Here is a 22,197-nt window from a genome sequence, read left to right on the forward strand (position 1 = left end):
CTGCTGCCCGTGCCTCCCGCGGGGCGGCCCGGCCCGCTTCCCACGGCACAATGTGGGGCATGTCCCGACGCACTTCCCGGCCGTCAAGGTCCCCGCAGCCGCACGCCCAGCAGTCCCGGTCGCCCCGACGGGAGACGCGGCGCGCTCCGGTCGCCGCCGACGCACCCTGCCCCTGCGGCCTCCCCGCCGCCTACGGCGCGTGCTGTGGCCGCTTCCACAGCGGCCAGGCCGCCGCGCCCACGGCCGAGGCGCTGATGCGCGCGCGCTTCAGCGCGTTCGCCGTCGAGGACGAGGCGTACCTGTTGCGCAGCTGGCACCCGGACACCCGGCCGCCCCGCGTCGAGTTCGACGCGGGGCAGCGGTGGCAGCGCCTGGAGATCCTGGACGCCACCGGGGGGAGCGCGTTCCACACCACGGGCACGGTCACCTTCCGCGCCCACTACTCCTACCGGAGCGAGCCCGGTGAACTCCGGGAGCACAGCCGCTTCGAGCGGTACGAAGGCGCCTGGGTGTACGTGGACGGTGTGGTCGAGGAGTGATCCGCTCCCCGAGCGGGGTCAGCAGGTGAAGTCCACCTGCTTGAACGTGACGTAGTGGTCGGCGGTGTAGTAGTCCTCGGCGGTCTTCTCGCCGGTGATGATGCGACGGGTCCCGCGGGTCGAGCTGCCCGGCGTCTTGACCGTGTACTCGTGGTAGTAGCCGGTGGACTGCGACGGCAGGACGCCTTCCCGGTTCTGGAAGACGACCCCGTCCTGGCTGTACGGGAACGGGCCGTTGGTCTTGATGAGATCCAGCGTGTCGTGCGCCTGGGAGGGGAGGGCGCCGTAACAGATGGTGCCACTGACGGTGGCATGGGCTTCGGTCGCGAGGAACACGGTCGGCGTGACGACGATCGCGGTGGCGACGCCGACGGCGGCAGCACGGTTGCGCAACGCGCGTAGAGTGATTCGCATGGCTCCAGGATGAGGGCGCCGGGAGCTCAGGGGAAGAGACGTGTCGAACCGTCACTTCCGTTTTACCCAGGGGGAGATGACCCTCACCCGACCTTCACGCGATGAACGCACCTGCTCCGGCCGATCTGTGCAGGAGCGCGGTGGCCGGCCCGGCCGGCGGACCGCTCGCACGGCCCGGCAGCAGTGGTGAAAAGGCTGCCGGCCGATGACCGATCAGGGCCCGCCCGTGGTCCCCGCGGCGGCTCCCAGCCGCTCCCAGCTGGGCCTTCTCCGCCACCGCGTGAAGCTCCGCTGTGACCCCGCTTAAGAAATCCTCGATGGACTGGAACCCCCCGCGCTGGGCAGATTGGTGCCCTGTCCACCGAATGTCACCGTTACGCCTGGAGTCGCCGCAATGAAGGCCCTTGTCAAGCAGCATGCCGAGCCGGGCCTGTGGCTCATGGACGTACCGGAGCCGGAGACCGGCCCCGGGGACGTACTGATCAAGGTGAAGCGCACCGGTATCTGCGGCACCGACCTCCACATCCGTTCCTGGGACGGCTGGGCGCAGCAGGCCGTGGAGACGCCGCTGATCCTCGGTCACGAGTTCGTCGGTGAGGTCGCCGCGGTCGGCGCCGATGTGACCGACATCGCGGTCGGCGACCTGGTGAGCGGTGAGGGCCACCTGGTCTGCGGGAAGTGCCGCAACTGTCTCGCGGGCCGCCGTCATCTGTGCCGCTCCACCGTCGGTCTGGGCGTCGGCCGCAACGGAGCCTTCGCCGAGTACGTCGCGCTGCCCGCGTCGAACGTCTGGGTGCACCGGACGAAGGTCGACCTGGACGTCGCCGCGATCTTCGACCCGTTCGGCAACGCCGTCCACACCGCGCTCTCCTTCCCGCTGGTCGGCGAGGACGTGCTGATCACCGGCGCGGGCCCGATCGGGATCATGGCAGCGGCCGTGGCCAAGCACGCCGGCGCGCGCAACGTCGTCATCACCGACGTCAGCCCGTACCGCCTCGACCTGGCCCGCAAGGCCGGAGCGACCCTGGCGCTCAATGTCGCGGAGAGCCCCATCGCCGAGGCGCAGCGCGCCCTCGGCCTCCGGGAGGGCTTCGACATCGGCCTGGAGATGTCCGGGCGGCCCGAGGCCATGCGCGACATGGTGGACAACATGACCCACGGCGGCCGGATCGCCATGCTGGGGCTGCCCGCCGAGGAGTTCGCCGTCGACTGGGCGAAGATCGTCACCTCGATGATCACCGTCAAGGGCATCTACGGGCGCGAGATGTTCGAGACCTGGTACGCGATGACCGTCCTGCTCGAAGCCGGTCTGGACCTCTCCCCGGTGATCACCGGAAAGTACGGCTACCAGGACTTCGACGCCGCCTTCGACGAGGCCGCAGGCGGCCACTGCGGCAAGATCATTCTCGACTGGACGGTCTGACCCACTCTGCTGGACGGCCGGCCCACCTCTTCCGGACGGGCCGGCCCCACCTCTTCGAAGTACGGTCCGGCCCACCCCTCCGGACGGTCCGGCCACCCCTTCTGAACGGTCTGCCCCACCCCTTTAGGAGCCCTTGATGTACGAGTCCGTCCGCGACGGTCTGCGCGCCACCCTCGACGAGATCCGCGACGCCGGTCTCTTCAAGCCGGAGCGCGTCATCTCCACCCCGCAGAGCGCGTCCGTCGGCGTCGCCTCCGGCGAGGTGCTGAACTTCTGCGCCAACAACTACCTCGGCCTCGCCGACCACCCCGACGTCGTCGCCGCGGCGAAGGACGCGCTCGACCGCTGGGGCTACGGCATGGCGTCCGTGCGCTTCATCTGCGGCACCCAGGACGTCCACAAGGAGCTGGAGCAGCGCCTCGCGGCCTTCCTCGGCCAGGAGGACACGATCCTCTACTCCTCGTGCTTCGACGCCAACGGCGGTGTCTTCGAGACCCTCCTCGGCGCCGAGGACGCGGTCATCTCGGACGCCCTCAACCACGCGTCCATCATCGACGGCATCCGCCTCTCCAAGGCCCGCCGCCACCGCTACGCCAACCGCGACCTCGCGGACCTGGAACAGCAGCTCAAGGACACCCAGGACGCCCGCCGCCGCCTCATCGTCACCGACGGTGTCTTCTCGATGGACGGCTACATCGCCCCGCTCGCCGAGATCTGCGATCTGGCCGACCGCTACGACGCGATGGTCATGGTCGACGACTCGCACGCCGTCGGCTTCGTCGGCGCCGGCGGCCGTGGCACCCCCGAGCTGCACGGCGTGATGGACCGCGTCGACATCATCACCGGCACCCTCGGCAAGGCGCTCGGCGGTGCGTCCGGCGGCTATGTCGCGGCCCGCGCCGAGATCGTCGCCCTGCTGCGCCAGCGCTCGCGCCCGTACCTCTTCTCGAACTCCCTCGCGCCGGTGATCGCCGCCGCCTCGCTGAAGGTCCTCGACCTGATCGAGTCCGCGGGTGAGCTGCGGGAGCGTCTCGACGCGAACACGCGCCTCTTCCGCACGAAGATGACCGAGGCCGGTTTCGAGATCCTGCCCGGCGAGCACGCCATCGCGCCCGTCATGATCGGCGACGCCGCGGAGGCCGGCCGGATGGCCGAGCTGCTCCTGGAGCGCGGGGTGTACGTCATCGGGTTCTCGTACCCGGTGGTGCCCATGGGCAAGGCCCGGATCCGGGTCCAGCTGTCCGCCGCGCACTCCACGGCCGACGTGGAGCGGGCCGTGGCCGCGTTCGTCGACGCACGGGCGACAATGGCAGGGTGATCGACCCTCGCCGCCTGCGCATTCTGCGGGCCGTGGCGGACCACCGAACGGTGACCGCCGCGGCCGCAGCGCTCTATCTGACCCCCTCGGCCGTCTCCCAGCAGCTCGCCGCGCTGGAACAGGAGACCGGACACTCCCTGCTGACCCGCAGCGGAAGAGGGGTGCGGCTGACGGCCGCCGGTGAGATCCTGCTCACCCACGCGCACGCCGTGCTCGCCCAGCTGGAGCGTGCCGAGGCGGAGCTCGCGGCGTACGCGGGCGGCGCGTCCGGCGAGGTCACCGTCGCGGCCTTCGCGACGGGCATCGCCGAGGTGCTCGCCCCGGCGATCCGCGACCTGGCGGACCGCAGCCCCGGCATCCGGGTCCGGGTACGGGACTCCGAGGGCGACGAGAGCCTGACTCTGGTGCTGGACGGCGAGGCGGATCTGGCCCTGGCCGTCGAGTACCGCGGCGCCCCCCGGGAGGACGACCGCCGGCTGGCCCGCGTGCCGCTGTACGCCGAGCCCTTCGACGCCGTACTGCACGCCTCGCACCCCCTCGCCCAGGCCCCGCACGTCGAGCTCGCCGAGCTCGCGACGAGCGACTGGATCGGCCCGTATCCGGGCAACCCGTGCCACGACGTGATGCTGCTCGCCTGCGAACTCGCCGGGTTCGAGCCGAGACTGATCCACTCGTCGGACGACTTCCACGCCGTGGTGGCCCTGGCCGGGGCGGGCGCCGGAGTGGCCCTCGTGCCGCGCTCGGCGCTGCGCGGGATGGAGCTGAAGGACACGGTCGTACGTCCGGTGGCCGGCCCTGCGGCGACCCGCAAGGTCTTCGCCGCCGTACGCCGGGGAGCCGAACAGCACCCGCTGCTGCGGCCGTTGCTGGAGGCACTGGCCGAAGCGGCAGCCGGGCTGACCACCGGCTGAACCGCCGGGCTGCTGGGCTGCCGGACCGCCGGACCGCCGGACCGCTGGGCTGCCGGGCTGCTGGATTTCCCGCGCCGCCGCGCCGCCGTACTGCCGGGCAGATTTGCGAAAACTTGCGCAACCGTAACCGCAATCGCAACCGCAACCCTGCTACCGGGGCGCCGTGCTTTCCCGGACGATCAGCTCGGTGGCGACCTCGGCCCGGGTGGTCTCCGGCCGTTCCCCGGCGAGCAGTTGGAGGACCATGCGCGCCGCCAGCGCCGTCATCTCGGCGAGCGGGGTGCGGACCGTCGTCAGCCGGGGCGTCACCCAGTCGGCGAACGGCAGGTCGTCGAAGCCGACCACGCTGACGTCCTCGGGGATGCGCAGCCCCAGGGTGGCAGCCGCCCGGTAGGTGCCCAGCGCCTGGTGGTCACTGCCCGCGAAGATGGCGGTCGGCCGGTCGGGGAGCTGGAGCAGTTCCAGGGCGTGCCGGTGCGCCAGACCGTGGGTGAAGTCCCCGTACCGCACCAGCTCCCCGTCGTACGGCAGGCCCGCCTCGTCCAGCGCCGAGCGGTATCCGTCGACCCTGGCGCGCGAGGTCAGACGACGTGCGGGCCCGCTGATGACCGCGACGCGGCGGTGGCCCAGTTCGACCAGATGGCGCGTCGCGGCAAGCCCGCCGGGCCAGTTGGTGGCGCCCACCCACGGCACCCCCGGCGCCGGTTCGTCGATCGGTGCGACCAGGGCGAAGGGGATGCCGAGGCGGCGCAGCTCCTCGTGCTGGGCGGTGGTGAGTTCGGGCACGACCAGGATCGCGCCGCGGGTGGGCCGGGTGGCGAGGGAGTCCAGCCACTGGCGGGCACGCTTCGTACGCCCGTGGGTGGCCGAGACGACCATCCCCATCCCCACCCCGTGCAGCGCTTCCTCCGCACCCCGGATCAGCTCGACCGCCCAGGGGCTGTCCAGTTCGTTGATGACGAAGTCGATCAGCCCGCCGCGCAGCGGTGCGGGATCCGTGGGCCGGTGCCGCTCGCTGTATCCGTGCTGCTCAAGAAGCCGTTGGATCCTGGCCCGCGTCGTGGAGGACACATCCGACCTGTGATGCAGCACTTTGGAGACCGTGGAGACCGATACACCTGCCTCTTTCGCGATTCCCGCCAAGGTGCTCCGTGGCATTCCTTCCCCAACCGTTGACCTCATCCGATGTTTCTCCTACGTTTCGACTCGATCCCGGTGTTGCGAAAACTATCGCAACATCAACTCCCGGCACAGAGACGGTCTTTGATGAAGCGACGGGTTCCCGGGGCGGCGGCGGTCGCGGTGTGCGGTGCGCAGCTGCTCACTTCCTGTGGTTCCGGTGCCTGCCGGGCACCGACGTCCTCGCCCGCCGTACCGCCCTTCCCCTGCTGACCACCCCGCTCCCGCCCGCACCACCGAAGACCGGAGGCCATGCGTGAGAGTCCCGTACCGATCGATTTCCCTGGTGACCGCAGCAGCGGCGGCCCTGTTCGCGCTGCCGGGAGCCGCATCGGCCCACGACAGCGCGGGGCGCACGTACGAGGTCGCGACCTGGGGGTCCGACCACGCCCCGGGGACGTCCCGGAAGCCGCTGCGTACCGTCGCCCGCTGCGCCGAACTGGTGAAGCCGGGAGACACCTGCCTGGTCCACCACGGAACGTACCGCGAACAGGTCACCCCGCCTTCCGGCCGCAAGGGCGCGCCGATCACCTTCGCCGCGTACGGCGACGGGACCGTCACCGTCGACGGAACCGACGTCGTCACCGGGTGGAAGGACGCGGGCGGCGGCCTTGTCGCCGCCGACACCGCCCTGCCGCTCGACCCGACGGAGAACGCCCTGTTCCTCGACGGCGGCCGGGCGATGGAGGGCCGCTGGCCCAACTCCGGCTCCGATCCGCTCGATCCGTCCTGGGCGGTCGCCGAGAAGACCTCCACCGACCAGCACATCGACGACCCCGCCCTGCCCGCAGGGGACTTCACCGGAGCGACGGTCCATCTCTGGGCCGGGTCCAACCCCTGGAGCCAGCAGACCGGCACCGTCACCGCCACGACAGCCGGAGCCCTGGACTTCAAGGGCGGCAACAACCGCTGTGCACCGCTCTGCATGGGTGACCAGAACTACCGCAACTACTACCTGGTGGGCGCCAAGGCCACCCTCGACCAGCCGGGGGAGTGGTACTACGACAAGGCCGCCGAGCGCCTCTACCTGGTACCGCCGAAGGGCGGCATCGGCGGGCACACCGTCACGGCGAAGCACCGCAGTTGGGGCGTCGACCTCTCGGGCAGCTCGTACGTCACGGTGCGCGGCCTCGACCTCTGGGGTACCTCGCTCCGCACCGGCAAGGACTCGACCGGCGACCTGGTCGAGGGGATGCGCGCCCAGTACGTCTCCGAGTTCTCCACGCTTCCGATGCCCGCCGACGACGAACTGTCCATCCCGCCCACCGAGGGCAACATCGTCGACTCGCAGGTCCTCCACTCGGGGGTGCAGATCCTCGGCACCGGCAACACCCTGCGCGACAGCGAGATCGGCTACTCGGCCGGTACCGGCGTCCTGGTGCGCGGCAGTGGCAACACCGTCACCAACTCCCTGATCCACGACGTCGGCTGGATGGGCAGCTACACCCCCGGCATCGAGATCAACGGCAGTGGCCAGACGGTCACGCACAACACCGTGCGCCGCACCGGACGGGGCAGCATCGACGTGTCGTGGCAGCTCAACGGCGTCCCGTTCCACGACAACCGCATCGCGTACAACGACCTCTCCGAGGCGATGCGCACCTCCCGCGACGGCAGCCCCTTCTACGTGTGCTGCAACCTGGACGCATCCGGTTCGAGCGTCGACCACAACACCGTCCATGACGCGGACGGCCAGGTGGGCTACTACATCGACAACTCGTCCGGCCACTTCCTGCTGCACCACGACGTGGCGTACAACACGGGCACCCGCGGCACGTTCTTCAACGGGCACAGCGATGTGAGCCTCGGCAACCAGGACCACAACTCCTCGTACGGGCCCGGCATCTCGACCGCGGCGGTCCGCCTGAGCGGCGCGACCGACGCGACCGGCACGTACGTCAGCAACGATGTGGCGCTGACACCGTTCGAGATCTCCGGGCCGGGTGACCCGGCCCCCGTCGTCCGCGACAACCTGCTGCCGCCCACCGACCCGCGCTACACCGACGCCCGGAACGGCGAACTCTGGCTGCGCGCCGGGTCCCCCGCGATCGACGCGGGGGAGACGGTCGACGGAGTGACCACCGGCGTCCGCGGCGCGGCTCCCGACCAGGGGGCGTACGAGTACGGCGCGCCGATCTGGTCGAGCGGCTGTACGCTGCCGGGCTGCTCGTCCAGGGTCCGCAACGACGGCTGGAAGGCGACGGCTTCGGACGGCAGCGACGCCACCGCGGCCGTGGACGGTGACCAGGGCACCCAGTGGAAGGCCGGCACGGCGCAGACGCCCGGCCAGTACCTCACCCTCGACCTCGGCACACCGAAGAGCGTCAGCCGCCTCGCGCTCGACGCGGGGCTGGACGCCACCGGCCACCCGCACGGCTTCACGGTCTCGACCAGCGGCGACGGCAGGACCTGGGGCGCCCCCGTGGCCCGCGTCGGTGGCCGCTCCTTCACCCAGGACGCGGTCTTCCCGCAGGCCACCGTCCGCTACCTCCGTATCGAGCTGACGGCGGCGGGCGACACGCCCTGGGCCGTCGACGAGATCAGGCTCTACGCGGACGGCCCGGACGCGGCGTCCACACTCCAGGCCGAACAGGCCGGTGTGATCAAGGGAGTTGAACGTGGCGATGCGGCCACCGGAGTGCTCGGCCCGGGGGACCTGATCGGCTTCCACCAGGTCCGGTTCGGTGCCGGAGCGAACCGTCTGACGGTGCGCCTCGCCTCCACCGGCTGCGGCCGGGGCTGCTCGCTCCAGCTGCGGCTGGACGGCCCGCACGGCCGGCTCGCGGGCGCGCTGCCGGTACGCGACACCGGCGGCTCCGACACCTGGCAGGAGCAGTCCGTGACACTGCCCCATGCGGTCACCGGGACGCACGACCTCTACCTCGTGGCCTCCGGCGGCCACCGGGTGGCCGCTCTCGACTGGCTGACCGTGCGCGACTGACGCCGGTCACCGACGCCCGGACCGGCACACCGCCGTCTGCCGGCGGTGTGCCGGTCCGTTGCGCGTCACCGGCCGGGCACCGGTTGCTCACTCGGCTCCGGGGTCCGGTACCGGTGCGAAGGTGAACGTGAACTCCGCTGGTTCGGCGGCGAGTTGGTGCTGATCCAGCGGGCGAGGGCCGCAGGACTGCGAGCCGATGCCCTGCTGGGCGTGGTCGAGATTGACCCAGACCGGTCCGGCCGGGCGCAGATCCGTACGGTGCTCCGCCGCGTCGAGCTGTTCGCTCGTCCAGCGGCGGGCCGTGAACCAGAACTCCGGATCGCCCTCCACCCGTACGCCCCCGACCTCCGCCCAACGGACATCCGCGCGGGCGCCGTTCTCCTGTGGCCGGACGTACGGCGTCTGGAGCCCGTCGACCGAGGAGTGCCACCTGCCCAGCCTGGACGCCGACCGGGTGTCCGGGTACGCCTCGCCGGGACCGCCGCCGAACCAGCTGGCGGAATCGGCCCCGGCCGGGAGGCCGAAGCGGATGCCGAGCCGGGGGAGCGGAGCCGTCCAATCGCCCTCGGGCGCGACGGACACGGTGAGCCGCAGCCGCGCCCCGTCGCTGGTCCAGCGGTACGCCGTCACCAGCGCGATGTCCTGCGCCGCGGGCGCCACCCTGGTCCGCACGGTCAGTGCGTCATCGCTCAACTCGACCGCGTCCAGGCGGTGTTGCATGCGATGCAGGCCCAGCTCCCGCCAGCGCTGCCCGTAGCGCACGCCGCTCTGCCAGTCCGCGCCGTTGTCGTTGTCGGTGGGCGCCCGCCAGATGTCCAGGCGCAGTTGCCGGATGTCGACCGGGCCGAGTGTCCGCAGCTCTCCGGTCCGGGCGTCGAAGGAGGCCGGGCCGAGTGCGACCGACTGCCCGTCGCGGCGCGGACGGCTTCCCGAGGCCACCGGCGGGGACTGCCTGGGGGCGGCGGGGAGCTGCGCCCAGGCGACCTCGTGCCGGGTCCCGTCGGCCAGCAGGGCCCGCACGGTCCACCGGGTCTCGGCGTTCCGCCCGGCGTACGCGGGGGCGGGCAGCTCGAGATCGGCCCGCTCGCCGGGGGCGAGCACCGGCACGTCGAGCACGCCTGTTTCGGCCGTCTCGCCGTCCACGTCGAAGGACCACTCGAACGTGAGGTGCGAGAGATCGGTGAAGTCGTACTTGTTGGTGATCCGGACGGCTGCACCGCCGCCCTCGGTCCGGTCGCCGTCGGTCCGCACGCCCTCGATCCCGACAGGCTGAATGACCTTCTTGTACTCGACGAGACCGGGAGAGGGCGTGCGGTCGGGGAAGAGCAGCCCGTCACAGACGAAGTTGCCGTCGTGCAGCTCCTCGCCGAAGTCACCGCCGTAGGCGTAGCCGAACTCCGGGTGCGCCAGACCGTGGTCGATCCACTCCCAGACGAAGCCGCCCTGGTTGCGCGCGTGCGCCTCGAAGAGCTGCTGGTACTCGCTCAGCCCACCGGGTCCGTTGCCCATCGCGTGCGCGTACTCGCAGAGGACGAAGGGCAGTTGGAGCCGTTCGGGCGGCCCGTCGTCCTCCCGGCGGCCGATGGCCGCGACCTCGGCGTGGGAGGCGTACATCCGCGAGTACATGTCCGTGTCGGCGCAGGAGAGGTCGCCCTCGTAGTGGATCAGGCGCTCCGGGTCCCGGCCGCGGATCCAGTCGGCCATCGCGGTGAGCCCGCGGCCGGTCCCGCACTCGTTGCCCAGCGACCAGACGACGACGGACGGGTGGTTCTTGTCGCGCTCCACCATGCGGGCCGCCCGGTCCAGCAGGGCCGGGGTCCAGCGCTCGTCGTCCACCGGGTTGGCGCGCCAGTCCTGCTCGGTGAACCCGTGGGTCTCCAGATCGCACTCGTCGACCACCCACAGGCCCAACTCGTCGCAGAGATCCAGGAAGGCGGGGTGCGGCGGGTAGTGACTCGTGCGCACGGCGTTGATGTTGTGCTGTTTCATCAGCACCACGTCCGCGCGCATCGTCTCCAGGTCCAGGGTGCGCCCGGTCTCCGGGTGGAACTCGTGGCGGTTCACCCCGCGGAAGAGGATCCGCCGCCCGTTGACCTTGATCACGCCGTCCTCGACGAGGACCGTACGGAAGCCGATGCGCAGCGGGATCCGCTCCCCGGCCGTGGCCAGTTCGCCGTCGTACAGCCGTGGCGTCTCGGCGGTCCACGGATCGGCCTCCACGACCGCCTCGTCGCCCGCCGCCAGGTCCAGACCCAGCTCCGGCACCGTCACCCGGCCCGGCACCGCACTGTCGACGCGCAGCGTTCCGCGGCCCGAACGGTGGTCGTAGGCGGCGTGGACGAAGAAGTCCCCGGCCGCGCCGTCCGGGCGGTGCAGCAGGGTGACATCGCGGAAGATGCCCGGCATCCACCACTGGTCCTGGTCCTCCAGGTACGAACCGGACGACCACTGGTGGACGCGCACCGCCAGCACATTGCCCTCGGCCCGCAGCAGCGCGCCGACCGCGAACTCGTGAGGCAGCCGGCTCCCCTTGAACTCGCCCAGTTCCTCGCCGTTCAGCCAGACCCTGGCGCACGACTCGACCCCGTCGAAACGCAGTACGGCCTCACCGGAACCCGGCCACCGCGCGGGCAGGTCGAAGGTACGCAGATGGTCCCCGGTGGGGTTCTCGGTCGGCACCCGCGGCGGGTCGACGGGGAAGGGGTAGAGGTGGTTGGTGTAGATGGGCGCCCCGTGACCCTGCAGGACCCAGTGCCCGGGGACCGCCACCTCGTCCCAGGCGCCGGAGTCGTACCCGGGCGCGGCGAACGAGTAGTCCGCACCGTCGGCCGTCGGGGAGAGCCGGAAACGCCAACTGCCGTTCAGCGACAGGCTCATGGCATCGGAGCGCGCATATCCGGCGCGCGGCGGCAGGGTGCCGCTGCCGGGTGACACATCTTCGTGGTACGTGGTGCTCATCGGTCTCCCTGGTCGAGGTCTGATCGGCGTGCGCGTCAGCGCCGGACCGCGGTCCCGGCGGTCTTCGGTACGGCGGTCTTCGGTAGGGCGGTCCCGCGTCCGGCGGTCTTCGGTACGGCGGTCCCGCGTCCAGCGGTCTTGGGTCCGGCGGTCTTCCGTCCGGCGGACGCCAGCGCCCCTTCGAGCGCGAAGGTCGCGGCGCCGAGACTGACGGGGTCGGTGGGGATCGGACTCAGCACGATCTCGGTGGCGGCCAGCGGCCGGGCCGGTGCCCGCCGGGACACCGCCGTACGCACCTCGTCGAGCAGCGGCTCGCCCAGTGCGGCGGCGACCCAGCTGCTGAGCACGATCACTTCCGGATTGAGCAGGCCGACCAGATCGGCGAGGGCCGCGCCGAGGCAGCGGGCCGTCTCCCGGACCACCTGGACCGCCACCGGGTCGCCGTCCGCCAGGGCCGCCCCGAGCGCGCCGATGGTCGCCGTCTGGTCGTCGGGGTGCAACAGCGGTCCGGACGGGGCCAGTTCACGCAGGTGCCGCATGATGCCGGGTGCTCCGACGTATGCCTCGATGCAGCCCCGGTTGCCGCAGTGGCAGAGCCGCCCGTCGAGCACGAGCGTGGTGTGGCCCCACTCGCCCGCCGTGTTGGTCACCCCCCGGTGCAGGGAGCCGCCCACCGCGATCCCCGCGCCCACACCCGTACCGAGATTGACCACCACCGCGTCGGAACGCCCGCGCGCCGCGCCGAACCACAGCTCGGCGACCGTGCTGGCGTGCAGCGGATTGTCCAGGTACAGCGGGTACGGCAGCCGTTCGGCCAGCAGGCTCAGCAACGGCACGTCGTGCCAGCCCCAGTTGACCGCGTACACCGAGGAACCGGCCTCACGGTCCACCTGGCCGGGCATGCTGATCCCGGCCCCCAGCACCCTCGCCGGATCGACGCCCGACCGCTCCACCACCGAGTCCACCGCCTCGGCGATGTGCGCCACCACCCGCTCCGGCTCCGTCTCACCGGGGCGCAGCCCGGTGTCCGCGCGGGCCAGCACGGTCAGGGACAGGTCGAAGATCTCGGCGTGGACGTACGTCTCCGCCACATCGACGCCGATCAGCGCACCACGGGCCGGGTCGACCGCGACGAGACCGCGGGGCCGGCCGCCCGCGGATTCCTCGAATCCGACGTCGGTGAGCAGACCGAACTCGACCAGTTCTCCCACCAGGGTGGCGACGGTCGCCAGGCTGAGCCCGGTGGCCGCCGCCAGTTCCTGCCGGGAGGCGGGGGAGTGGGCGATGATCTGCCGCAGGACGGCGTGACGGTTGGCGGTGCGGATGTCACGGGACGTGCGTGGCACGGCAGTTCTCCCTCCCCGGAAAGCCCACAGGCCCTTGGCGGGCCCCATACCGGGCCCCCGCGGCGCTCTCCGTCGCGTGGGCCGGGCGTCAGGCTAGGGCGCCCGCCACCCGATCGGCAAGGGGTTCTGAAAAGGGTTGTGAAAAGGGGATGGGTCGCGTGCGCGTCAGACGCCGCGCAGCACCGGCGCGAGGAACGCGTTGGTGAACTTGCCCTTCGGGTCCAGCTCCCGCGCCAGCCCCCGGAAGTCCGCCAGTCTCGGGTAGAGGTCCGGCAGCCGGTCGGCGGGGACGGTGAAGAGCTTCCCCCAGTGCGGGCGCGCGGCGAACGGACCGAGCGCCTCCTCCAGCAGCCCGAGCACTGGCAGCACGGCGGCCGTGTCCTTCAGCCAGGTGAAGTGCAGCGCGACGGTGTCGTGCCCGTACGCCGGGCTCAGCCACAGACCGTCGGCGGCGACCGTGCGCACCTCGCAGACCTGGAGCACCGGCGCGACCGACGCACGGATCGCGTCGACGGCGTGCAGCGCGGCGAGCGCGTGCCGCCGGTCCACCAGGTACTCCGACTGGAGCTCCTCGCCGGAACTCGGCGTGAACTCCGCCCGGAAATGCGGCAGTCGCTCGTGCCACGGCCCCGGCACCCCCTGCTGCCGGGTGCAGTGCACGGGCGACACTCCGGGTACCGGATGCAGCGGCCCCGGCGCCTCGGGCGCCCACGGGAACTCCGGCTCCCGGTCCGCGGCGTACTTCAGCCACACCTGTCCGAAGAGCGGACCGCGCCAGTCGGTGAAGAGGCTCACGCTGTACGCGGCGGAGGTCACCGCGCCGAAGTGCTCGTCCAGGACGGACAGTGGCAGCCCGGTGTGCACCCGCTGGGCCAGTTCGAAGCCCGGCACCAGATCCAGGGTGAGCGAGGTGACGACCCCGAGCGCCCCCAGCGAGACGACGGCCCCGGCGAAACGGTCACCGTCCCGGTCGCGGCTCAGCGTCAGCAGGTCGCCCTCGGCGGTGACCAGCTCCAACTCCCTCACCGCGGTGGCGAGCCCGCCGTTCGCCACCCCGGAACCGTGCGTGCCGGTGGCCACCGAACCGGCGACGGAGATGTGCGGGAGGGAGGCCATGTTGTGCAGGGCGAGGCCGTGCCGGTGCACCTCGCGGGCCAGTTCGGCGTACCGTGTGCCCGCCGCGACCCGGACCGTCGAAGCGGCCGTGTCCACGTCGATCTCGGACGGCAGCCCGGCCACCGAGACCAGCGTGCCCCCGGTGTCGGCGATCTCGTTGAACGAGTGGCCGCTTCCCAGCGCCCGCACCCGCGCCCCGGTGGCGACGAGCCGGCGCAGTCCGCCGAGCGTGGTGGGCCGGTCGATGTGGGATGCGGTGAAGGCGATGTTCCCCGCCCAGTTCGTCAGCATCCCCGGGATGCTATCGGCCGCTCACCACCGGTTCGAGGGCGCGGCGGAACCGTCAGTGGTGCCCGGTCCCGCCCTGCGCCGCCTCGATGCCGCCGTGCAGATCCTTCGCGGCGTCGAGCGCTCCGGCGGCCGACAGCGACAGACAGACCAGCAGCGCGGCGGCGACCGTCCGGGCGGCCCGGCCGCGCCGCCCGTGCCCGGCGCGGCCGGTGGGGTGGCGCCCCAGCAGCGCGGCGACCCGGCGCGGGACCGGGCCCGCGGTGGCCGCCAGTACGACGCTCGGCCGGGCGGCGGGCGCCCGGTGCGCGGCCAGCGCGGCACGGCCGATCGCCCGCGCCGCGAGGGAACGGTCACCGACGGCCCCGGCCGCCGACTCGTCCGCGCAGCGCTCCAGGGCGTAGCCGAGCGGGGCCCGCAGCGCGCGCAGCGCCGGATGGCAGAGCGCGGCCAGTTCGGCCGCCGCGATGAACAGGTGATGGCGGCCCGCGAGGTGCGCCCGCTCATGGGCGAAGAGGGCTTCGCGCTCGGCCGGTGCGAGGGCGTCGAGCATTCCGGTCGTGACGACGATCCGGCCCGGCCTGCCGGGCAGTGCGTACGCGTCGGGAGCGGCGTCGCGCACCACGGCCAGTTCACCCGCACCGCCGTGCCGGCGCCGGGCCTCGCGGAGCTCGGCGCGCTGCCGCAGCACGGTCCGTACCAGCGCGGCGGTGCAGACGGCCAGCGCGAGGGCGGCTGCCACGGCCGTCACGGCGGTGGCAGGACCGCTGTCGGCCGGCGGGTGGATCAGCTCACCGAGCGCGGCGACCGGTGGCAGCCGCAGGGCGCCCGCCACGACCAGCAGACCCAGCGCCGCCGCGGAGCAGCTGCCGAGCGTCAGCGCGGCGGCGGTCAGCAGCCGGACGGCCTGGCGCGGGGACAGCAGTTCGGCCAGCCGGCGGGCCGCGGGAGCCGCGAGCAGCGGCATCAGCAGGGGCACCCACACGGCGTAGATCACTTGCCCTCACCCTCCAGCAGCTCGCGCAGCAGCCGCTCGTCGTCGGAGCTCAGCCGGGACACGAACCGGGCGAGGACCGTGGAGCGGTCCTCCTCCTTCTCCAGTTCGGTGTGCATCCGGCGGGCGGTGAGGCCGGGGGAGTCCTCGGTCGGGGTGTACGCGAAGCCGCGTCCCGAGCGGGTCCGGCCCACCCACCCCTTTTCGTACAGCCTGCTCAGGATCGTGGTCACGGTGGTGCGGGCGAGCCCACTGCCGAGGGTCCGCTGCACATCCGCGGGCGTCAGCGGTCCGTCGGCGGCCCACAGCGTCGCCAGTACGCTCGCCTCCAGCTCTCCGGCCGGCCGCCGCTCTGGGTGCTCCTCGGTCATGGGGATCTTTCCTCCGGAATGCCGTCCACGCTGCCGTGGGCGGTCTGCGTCGCCGTGGTCGGGTGGGGTCCGCGGTGAGTGGCCCGACCACCATCCCCGACCACCATTATGGGAGACCGCGCCGCGGGGGTGTTCCCGCCCCTGACTCGCCGGACCGCTGGAGCGCGGCCAGCCGGGCCCCGGCGGCCGACAGCAGCAGTTCCAGGGCCGTCGGATAGGCGCTGAGGTTCATTCTGGCCACCAGGTGCCGGGAGGCCGCCGCGATGTTCGGATGGCTGTCGGCGGGCAGCTCGGCGTAGGTCGCCCGCCAGACGTCGTCGTCCGCGCCCCGCGCCTCCGGCGGCAGGGCCTCCGCCGCCGCGTCCAGTGCGGCGAACGCCAGCGTCTGGTCGACGAACGCGTGGTAGATCCGCACCGCCTCGGTCTCGGGGAAACCGGCTCCGCGCAGCACACCGAGGATCGCCTCCACCGACCGGATCTCGTTCGCCCTGCCGGTGGCCCGGCAGGAGCTGAGCACGGCGGCCTGTGGGTGGGCGAGCGCCCCCGAGTGGATGCGGAGACCCAGGTCCCGCAGATCGGCACGCCAGTCGCCGGTCGGCTGCCAGGCGCGCATCGCCAGGCCGATGAGCTCGTCTGCGACGGCGAGCAGCAGATCGTCGGTGTCGCGGAAGTAGCGGTACAGGGCGCTCGGGTCGGCGCCCAGCGCCGCGCCCAGGCGGCGTACGGTCAGGGCCGCGGCGCCGTGCTCCCGCAGCAGCCGCAGGGCCGTCGCGACGATCAGTTCCTCGGACAGGACGACGCCCGTCTTGGTCGGACGCCTGCGCCGCCGATCCGGCGCCGGGACCACTCGCTCAGCCACCCACTGCCTCCCTCCACCGCCCTGTGCTGCGGGAACCTTACGTCAACGGCATTGACCTGTTAAGACCTTCGGCGTTTTATGGCCAGCCACCGGGCCGGTACATCGGCCCCGCGGTGAGAGCGGAGCGTGCTGTGACAGCAACGGAAAGTCCCCTGGGAACAGACCCACCGGAGAGTCTGCGCCGGTCCATGGGTGTCCTGGACACGGTTGCCATCGCGGCCTCCAGCACCGCGGCGACCTCCAGTATCGGGATCGGCCTCGGTGTGACCGCGGCTGCCGTCGGGCTGCACCTGCCCGCCATCATGCTGCTGGCCTTCCTGCCGATCCTCGGCATCGCGGGCGCCTTCGTCCGGCTCAACGCGGTCGAGCCCAACGCGGGCAGCGGCTATGTGTGGGTGGGGCGTTCCATCAGCCCCTGGCTCGGATTCCTCACCGGCTGGATCAACATCGTCGGCACGGTGGTCTTCCTCTCGTACACCACCGCCGTGACCGGGTCCGCGGTCATGCAACTCGCGGGTGAGGCCGGACTGCACTCGGTCGGCGGCCTGGCCCTCGACCCGGACTCCACCGCGCAGACCACGGCCGTCGGACTGGTGATCCTGGCCGGAGTCACCTTCACCGCCGTCACGGGGGTCCGCAGCGCCGCCCGGTTCCAGAGCGCACTGCTGGTCTTCGAGTACGCCGTACTGCTCGGCTTCTGCGGCTACGCGCTCTTCGCGGGCAGCCATCCCTTCAGCCTCGACTGGTTCAACCCCTTCGACATACCCTCGATGCACGCGCTGGCCGAGGGCATGGTGCTCTCCGTCTTCTGCTACTGGGGCTTCGACGCCGCGTTCTCCGTCAACGAGGAGGTACGCGACCCGGCCCAGGCGTCCCGTGCCGGAATCGTCACCCTCTTCACCATGCTCGCGCTGTTCCTGCTCGGGGCCACCGCCTTCCAGCGGGTCCTCTCGACGGACGAACTGGTGGGCCACGGCGCGCAGGGCCTGACGTACTTCGGCGACAAACTCGCCTCCCAGCCGCTGGCCGCGCTGCCGCTCGTGGCGCTGCTCTTCTCGGCCGTCGCCTCGCTCCAGTCCGGAGTGATCCCGACCGCGCGCGGCATGTTCGCGATGAGCCGCGACCGTACGCTCGGGCCCGTCTGGGGCAAGGTCAGCGAGAAGTACGGCACGCCCGCCGTGGGCACCGTGCTGGTCGGCTCCTGCGCCGCGGTGGTCGCCCTCCTGTCGCTGGTCATCCACCAGCTCAGCGACCTGATGCTGGCGGCGGTCAACGCGATCGGCATCGTGGTCGCGCTGTCGTACGCGCTGACCGCGCTCGCCGCCGCCGTACGGTTCCGGTCCCTGCTGCGCGAGGACTGGCGGCAGGGTGTGCGCGCGGTGATCCTGCCGACGCTCAGCGCGGCCGTCCTGCTCGCCCTCGGCGGCTACCTCTGCTACGCCTTCTACACCTCCACCGACCACCTCGAAGTCGACCCCGACAACGGCTGGTTCATGCTGCTCTGCCCCGCTCTCATGATCGTCTCGGGACTGCTGGTCGCCGCCTGGGCGAAGTGGGTCCGCAAGTCCCCGTACTTCCGTACCGGCGAGTCCACCGCTGCCGAGCAGCTCACCACGGAGCTGACCCCCGTCTGAACGCCTTCCCCCCGACCACAACCGAACGGACCCCTCGATGCAGCACCCGCACGCCGATCTCGTCCTCACCGGCGGCCCCGTCCTCACTCTGGACGCCGCCCGCAGCCGGGCCACCACCGTCGCCGTCACCGGAGACCGCATCACCGCGGTCGGACACGACGAGGTACGGGAGTTGATCGGTCCGAAGACCGAAGTCGTCGACCTGGCAGGCCGGCTGCTGATCCCCGGCTTCCAGGACGCCCATGTGCACCCGGTCGCCGCCGGACTCGAACTCACCCAGTGCGACCTCACCGGGGCGAGGACCGCGACGGAGACGCTGGAAGCCGTGGGGGCGTACGCCCTCGCCCACCCCGACCGGGAATGGATCACCGGCGGCGGCTGGACCATGGAGGCCTTCGAGGGCGGCACCCCGACCCGCGAACTGCTGGACGCGGTCGTGTCCGACCGGCCGGTCTATCTGCCCAACTGCGATCACCACGGCGCCTGGGTCAACAGCCGCGCGCTGGAGCTCGCCGGGATCACCCGCGACACCCCCGACCCTGCCGACGGCCGCTTCGAACGCGACAGTTCAGGCACCCCGACGGGCATGCTCCAGGAAGGCGCGATGGATCAGGTCGCCCGCCTGGTCCCGCAGTCCACCGCCGCCGACCGGCTCGCCGCGCTGCTGCACTCGCAGCGCCTGCTCCACTCGCACGGCATCACCGCCTGGCAGGACGCCATGGTCGGCGCCAACCTGGGGATGGCCGACGCGTCGGACGCCTATCTCACCGCCGCACGCGACGGCTCGCTCACCGCGCGGGTGGTCGGCGCCCTGTGGTGGGACCGGGAACGCGGCGCCGAGCAGATACCGGAACTCGCCGCCCGGCGCACGGCGTTGAGCCACGGCCGGTTCCGCGCGGACTCCGTCAAGATGATGCTCGACGGGGTGGCCGAGACCGGCACCGCGGCCCTGCTCGACCCGTATCTGGACAACTGCGGCTGCGCCACCGCCAACCGCGGCACCAGCTTCATCGATCCCGAGCTGCTCCCCTCCTACGTGACCGAGCTGGACTCCCTCGGCTTCCAGGTGCACTTCCACGCCCTCGGCGACCGCGCCGTACGCCAGGCACTCGACGCCGTCGAGGCCGCCCGCGCCGCCAACGGGCACAGCGACACCCGCCCGCACCTCGCCCACCTCCAGGTGGTCCACCCCGACGACATCGGCCGCTTCCGCGAGCTGGGCGCCGTCGCGAACATCCAGCCGCTGTGGGCCGCGCACGAGCCGCAGATGGACGAGCTGACCATTCCCTTCCTGGGCACGGAACGCGCGGCCTGGCAGTACCCCTTCGGCGCGCTGCTGGGCGCCGGCGCGACGCTCGCGGCGGGCAGCGACTGGCCGGTGAGCAGCGCGGACCCGATCCAGGGCATTCATGTGGCGGTCAACCGGGTGATCCCGGGTGGCACGGATCCCGTGTTCCTGCCCGAGCAGCGCATCGGACTGACCGCCGCACTCGCCGCGTACACGGCGGGTTCCGCCTATGCGAACCACCTGGACGACACCGGCAGCATCCGGGCCGGAGCCCTGGCCGACCTGACCGTACTGGACCGTGACCCGTACGCCGGACCGCCGGAGGAGATCGGCGGGACGGGCGTCGCGCTCACCTATGTCGGCGGCAGGCGCGTCCACGCGGCGCCCGACGCCTGACGGTTCCGCAGGAGTCCGCAGGCTCAAGGACCCACGGGGGAGGGCCTGCGGCTCCTCGGCATGCCGACGGCGAGATCCTCGGCGAGCAGCCGCTTCGCGATGGCGTCGACCGCGGCCCGGAGTTCGGCGCTGCGCGGCCTGCCCTTGTCCTCCTCCAGGCGGGTGTTCAGCCACCGCGACCAGGCGGACGTGATGGCTTCGGCCTCCCGGTGGCCCGCGGCAGTGTGCGAGAAGAGGTTGCCGTCGCGGGTCAGATAGCCCTCGTCGACCATCCGGTCGAAGACCGGCACCAGCACCTCGGGAGGCAGCCGGTACCTGGTGGCGGTCACGCCGATACTGGCGTGTCCGACGAGCCGGGTGAGCAGTTCCACCTGCATCACCGCCCAGGCACCCGCGACGTCCAGGCGAGTGTCGGAGTCCGCGACGATCCGGCGCGCGGTGTCCGGCCCCTGGCCGTGCAGGATCTTCGCGACGGAGAGTTCCAGGACCTTCGCCGAGTCCCCGGACGCCGGGGCCGCGAAGCCCTCACCCATGTCGGTGGAGCCGACGCGCGCGGAGTCGCGGAGCTTCACCTGCTTCAGGAACAGTGCCACCACGAAACCGATCAGCGCGACGGGCACGGTCCACAGGAACACGGTGTGGATGGTGTGCGAGTAGGCCTGCACGATGGGGTCGACGGCGGAATCGGGCAGCCTGTGCAGCGACATGGGGTCCTGGGCCGCCCGGGACACCCGGACCGGGGCGATCCCGGATGCCCGGCTGGCCTCGGCGATGGCCGAAGTGAGCTTCGGCTTCAGGGTGTTGGCGTAGATCGTGCCGAACACGGCGGTACCGAAGGCGCTGCCGAGCGTACGGAAGAACGTCACGCCCGAGGTGGCGGTGCCCAGATCGGCGTAGTCGACCGTGTTCTGCACGGCGATGGTCAGCACCTGCATGCAGAGCCCGATGCCGAGGCCGAGCACGAACATGTACAGCGACTCACGCCAGAGGCCCGCGGTGGGTCCCATCCGGGACATCAGGAACAGTCCGGCCGCCATCACCAGCGCGCCGACGATGGGGAAGATCCGGTAGTTGCCGGTCTTGCTGACGACGTTGCCGCTGAACACCGAGGCGATCAGCAGCCCGACGACCATCGGCAGGGTCCGCACGCCGGAGACCGTTGCCGAGACCCCGTCGACGTACTGCAGATAGGTCGGCAGGAAGGTCATCGCCCCGAGCATCGCGAAGCCGACGATGAAGCTGAGGATCGAGCAGACCGTGAACACCGGATTCGCGAACAGCCGCATGGGCAGCATCGGTTCGGCGGCCCGGGTCTCGACGACGCAGAACAGCGCCAGCGCGATCAGCCCGCCCGCGAACAGTCCGATGATGGGTCCCGAGCCCCACGCGTACTGGTTGCCGCCCCAACTGGTGGCGAGGATCAGGGCGCTCGCCCCGACCGCCACCAGGGCGATGCCCAGGTAGTCGATGACGGGTCTGCCGGCCGATCTGACGGCGGGGATGTTACGGGCCGCCGCGATGACCACGAGGATCGCGATCGGCACATTGACGTAGAACGCCCAGCGCCAGGTCAGATTGTCCGTGAACACCCCGCCGAGCAGCGGTCCGATCACCGTGGACACCCCGAACACCGCACCGATCGCACCCTGGTACTTGCCGCGTTCGCGCAGCGGGATGACGTCCGCGATCAGCGCCATCGAGGTCACCATCAGACCGCCCGCGCCGATGCCCTGCACGGCGCGCCAGGTGATCAGCAGGGTCATGTCCGTCGCCAGGCCGCAGAGGAACGATCCGGTGATGAAGATGATCGCCGAGACCTGGAAGACCAGCTTGCGGCCGAAGAGGTCACCGAACTTGCCGACCAGGACGGTGGCGACCGTCTCGGCGAGCAGATACGCGGTGACCACCCAGGACATGTGCGCGGCCCCGCCCAGATCGGACACGATCGTCGGCAGCGCCGTACCGACGATCGTCTGGTCGAGGGCGGCCAGCAGCACACCGAGCATGATCGTGCCGAACACGATGTTCCGCTGCCGGACGTCGAGCACGGGCGGCGCGGAGGGCGTGGTGCTGCTGGCAGTCGTCACAGTCGCACCCTCACACCCGATTGGCCCCGGCGCATGCGCTGTGGCCCGGACCGGTGATCACCGGTCCGGGCGCGTTCAGCCGGGGCGGACCTGCTCGGTGCTGTCGAGCCCGGCGGTCGCCGGCGTACGCAGGGA

General features: G+C 71.8%; 16 protein-coding genes. 7 read left to right on the top strand and 9 right to left on the bottom strand.

What is annotated here, in order from left to right; all coding sequences use genetic code 11:
* The first annotated feature begins 59 nt into the window (after positions 1-59).
* Positions 60-539, top strand: a complete 480-nt coding sequence (locus NBY69_RS21645) for a YchJ family protein (protein WP_250302805.1) — start codon at positions 60-62, stop codon at positions 537-539.
* An 18-nt stretch (positions 540-557) separates the two neighbouring features.
* Here NBY69_RS21645 and NBY69_RS21650 read toward each other — a convergent pair whose 3' ends face one another.
* Complete coding sequence (locus NBY69_RS21650) at positions 558-953, bottom strand: ribonuclease (RefSeq protein ID WP_250302807.1); 396 nt, start codon at positions 951-953, stop codon at positions 558-560.
* A gap of 394 nt (positions 954-1,347) precedes the next feature.
* Between NBY69_RS21650 and tdh the strand changes: the two genes are divergently transcribed.
* The 3 genes from tdh (at position 1,348) to NBY69_RS21665 (ending at position 4,605) form a co-directional block, all read left to right on the top strand.
* Positions 1,348-2,376, top strand: coding sequence for an L-threonine 3-dehydrogenase (gene tdh, locus NBY69_RS21655; RefSeq protein WP_250302809.1), 1,029 nt, complete (start codon positions 1,348-1,350; stop codon positions 2,374-2,376).
* Between the two features lie 136 nt (positions 2,377-2,512).
* Positions 2,513-3,694 carry a glycine C-acetyltransferase gene (locus tag NBY69_RS21660; RefSeq protein WP_250302811.1) on the top strand — a complete coding sequence of 394 codons (1,182 nt, stop codon included), beginning with the start codon at positions 2,513-2,515 and terminating at the stop codon, positions 3,692-3,694.
* Complete coding sequence (locus NBY69_RS21665) at positions 3,691-4,605, top strand: LysR family transcriptional regulator (protein WP_250302813.1); 915 nt, start codon at positions 3,691-3,693, stop codon at positions 4,603-4,605. Before NBY69_RS21660 ends, NBY69_RS21665 begins: the two co-directional genes overlap by 4 nt.
* Before the next feature lie 150 nt (positions 4,606-4,755).
* Here NBY69_RS21665 and NBY69_RS21670 read toward each other — a convergent pair whose 3' ends face one another.
* A complete protein-coding gene (locus NBY69_RS21670; RefSeq protein ID WP_250302814.1) occupies positions 4,756-5,763 on the bottom strand; it encodes a LacI family DNA-binding transcriptional regulator in 1,008 nt (335 codons plus the stop codon).
* A gap of 307 nt (positions 5,764-6,070) precedes the next feature.
* Here NBY69_RS21670 and NBY69_RS21675 point away from each other — a divergent pair, with 307 nt between their 5' ends.
* A complete protein-coding gene (locus tag NBY69_RS21675; protein WP_250302815.1) occupies positions 6,071-8,725 on the top strand; it encodes a carbohydrate-binding protein in 2,655 nt (884 codons plus the stop codon).
* A gap of 87 nt (positions 8,726-8,812) precedes the next feature.
* On the opposite strand, the gene NBY69_RS21680 is transcribed toward NBY69_RS21675, so the two are convergent.
* The 6 genes from NBY69_RS21680 to NBY69_RS21705 all read right to left on the bottom strand — a co-directional run bounded on the left by NBY69_RS21680 (position 8,813) and on the right by NBY69_RS21705 (position 16,657).
* Entirely contained in the window at positions 8,813-11,683 is a 2,871-nt protein-coding gene (locus tag NBY69_RS21680; RefSeq protein WP_250302816.1) for a glycoside hydrolase family 2 TIM barrel-domain containing protein, read from the bottom strand.
* 35 nt (positions 11,684-11,718) lie between these two features.
* Positions 11,719-13,029: an ROK family transcriptional regulator gene (locus NBY69_RS21685; protein WP_250302818.1), complete on the bottom strand. Its 1,311-nt coding sequence runs from the start codon at positions 13,027-13,029 to the stop codon at positions 11,719-11,721.
* A gap of 165 nt (positions 13,030-13,194) precedes the next feature.
* Entirely contained in the window at positions 13,195-14,436 is a 1,242-nt protein-coding gene (locus NBY69_RS21690; RefSeq protein WP_250302820.1) for an FAD-binding protein, read from the bottom strand.
* Positions 14,437-14,488: 52 nt separating this feature from the next.
* Positions 14,489-15,430, bottom strand: a complete 942-nt coding sequence (locus tag NBY69_RS21695; RefSeq protein ID WP_250302822.1) for a M56 family metallopeptidase — start codon at positions 15,428-15,430, stop codon at positions 14,489-14,491.
* A complete protein-coding gene (locus tag NBY69_RS21700; RefSeq protein ID WP_250302824.1) occupies positions 15,427-15,798 on the bottom strand; it encodes a BlaI/MecI/CopY family transcriptional regulator in 372 nt (123 codons plus the stop codon). Before NBY69_RS21700 ends, NBY69_RS21695 begins: the two co-directional genes overlap by 4 nt.
* Positions 15,799-15,904: 106 nt before the next feature.
* Positions 15,905-16,657 carry a TetR/AcrR family transcriptional regulator gene (locus tag NBY69_RS21705; RefSeq protein ID WP_250302825.1) on the bottom strand — a complete coding sequence of 251 codons (753 nt, stop codon included), beginning with the start codon at positions 16,655-16,657 and terminating at the stop codon, positions 15,905-15,907.
* Between the two features lie 188 nt (positions 16,658-16,845).
* Between NBY69_RS21705 and NBY69_RS21710 the strand changes: the two genes are divergently transcribed.
* Together NBY69_RS21710 and NBY69_RS21715 are read left to right on the top strand one after the other, a co-directional pair.
* Positions 16,846-18,291, top strand: coding sequence for an APC family permease (locus NBY69_RS21710; RefSeq protein WP_250302827.1), 1,446 nt, complete (start codon positions 16,846-16,848; stop codon positions 18,289-18,291).
* Positions 18,292-18,328: 37 nt separating this feature from the next.
* Positions 18,329-19,975, top strand: a complete 1,647-nt coding sequence (locus NBY69_RS21715) for an amidohydrolase (RefSeq protein WP_250302829.1) — start codon at positions 18,329-18,331, stop codon at positions 19,973-19,975.
* A gap of 23 nt (positions 19,976-19,998) precedes the next feature.
* Here the strand turns inward: NBY69_RS21715 and NBY69_RS21720 are convergent, their stop codons facing one another.
* A complete protein-coding gene (locus NBY69_RS21720) occupies positions 19,999-22,062 on the bottom strand; it encodes an MDR family MFS transporter (RefSeq protein ID WP_250302830.1) in 2,064 nt (687 codons plus the stop codon).
* Positions 22,063-22,197 lie beyond the last annotated feature (135 nt).

Origin of the sequence: Streptomyces sp. A 4/2, from assembly GCF_940670765.1 — a bacterium.
Taxonomy (GTDB): Bacteria; Actinomycetota; Actinomycetes; order Streptomycetales; family Streptomycetaceae; genus Streptomyces.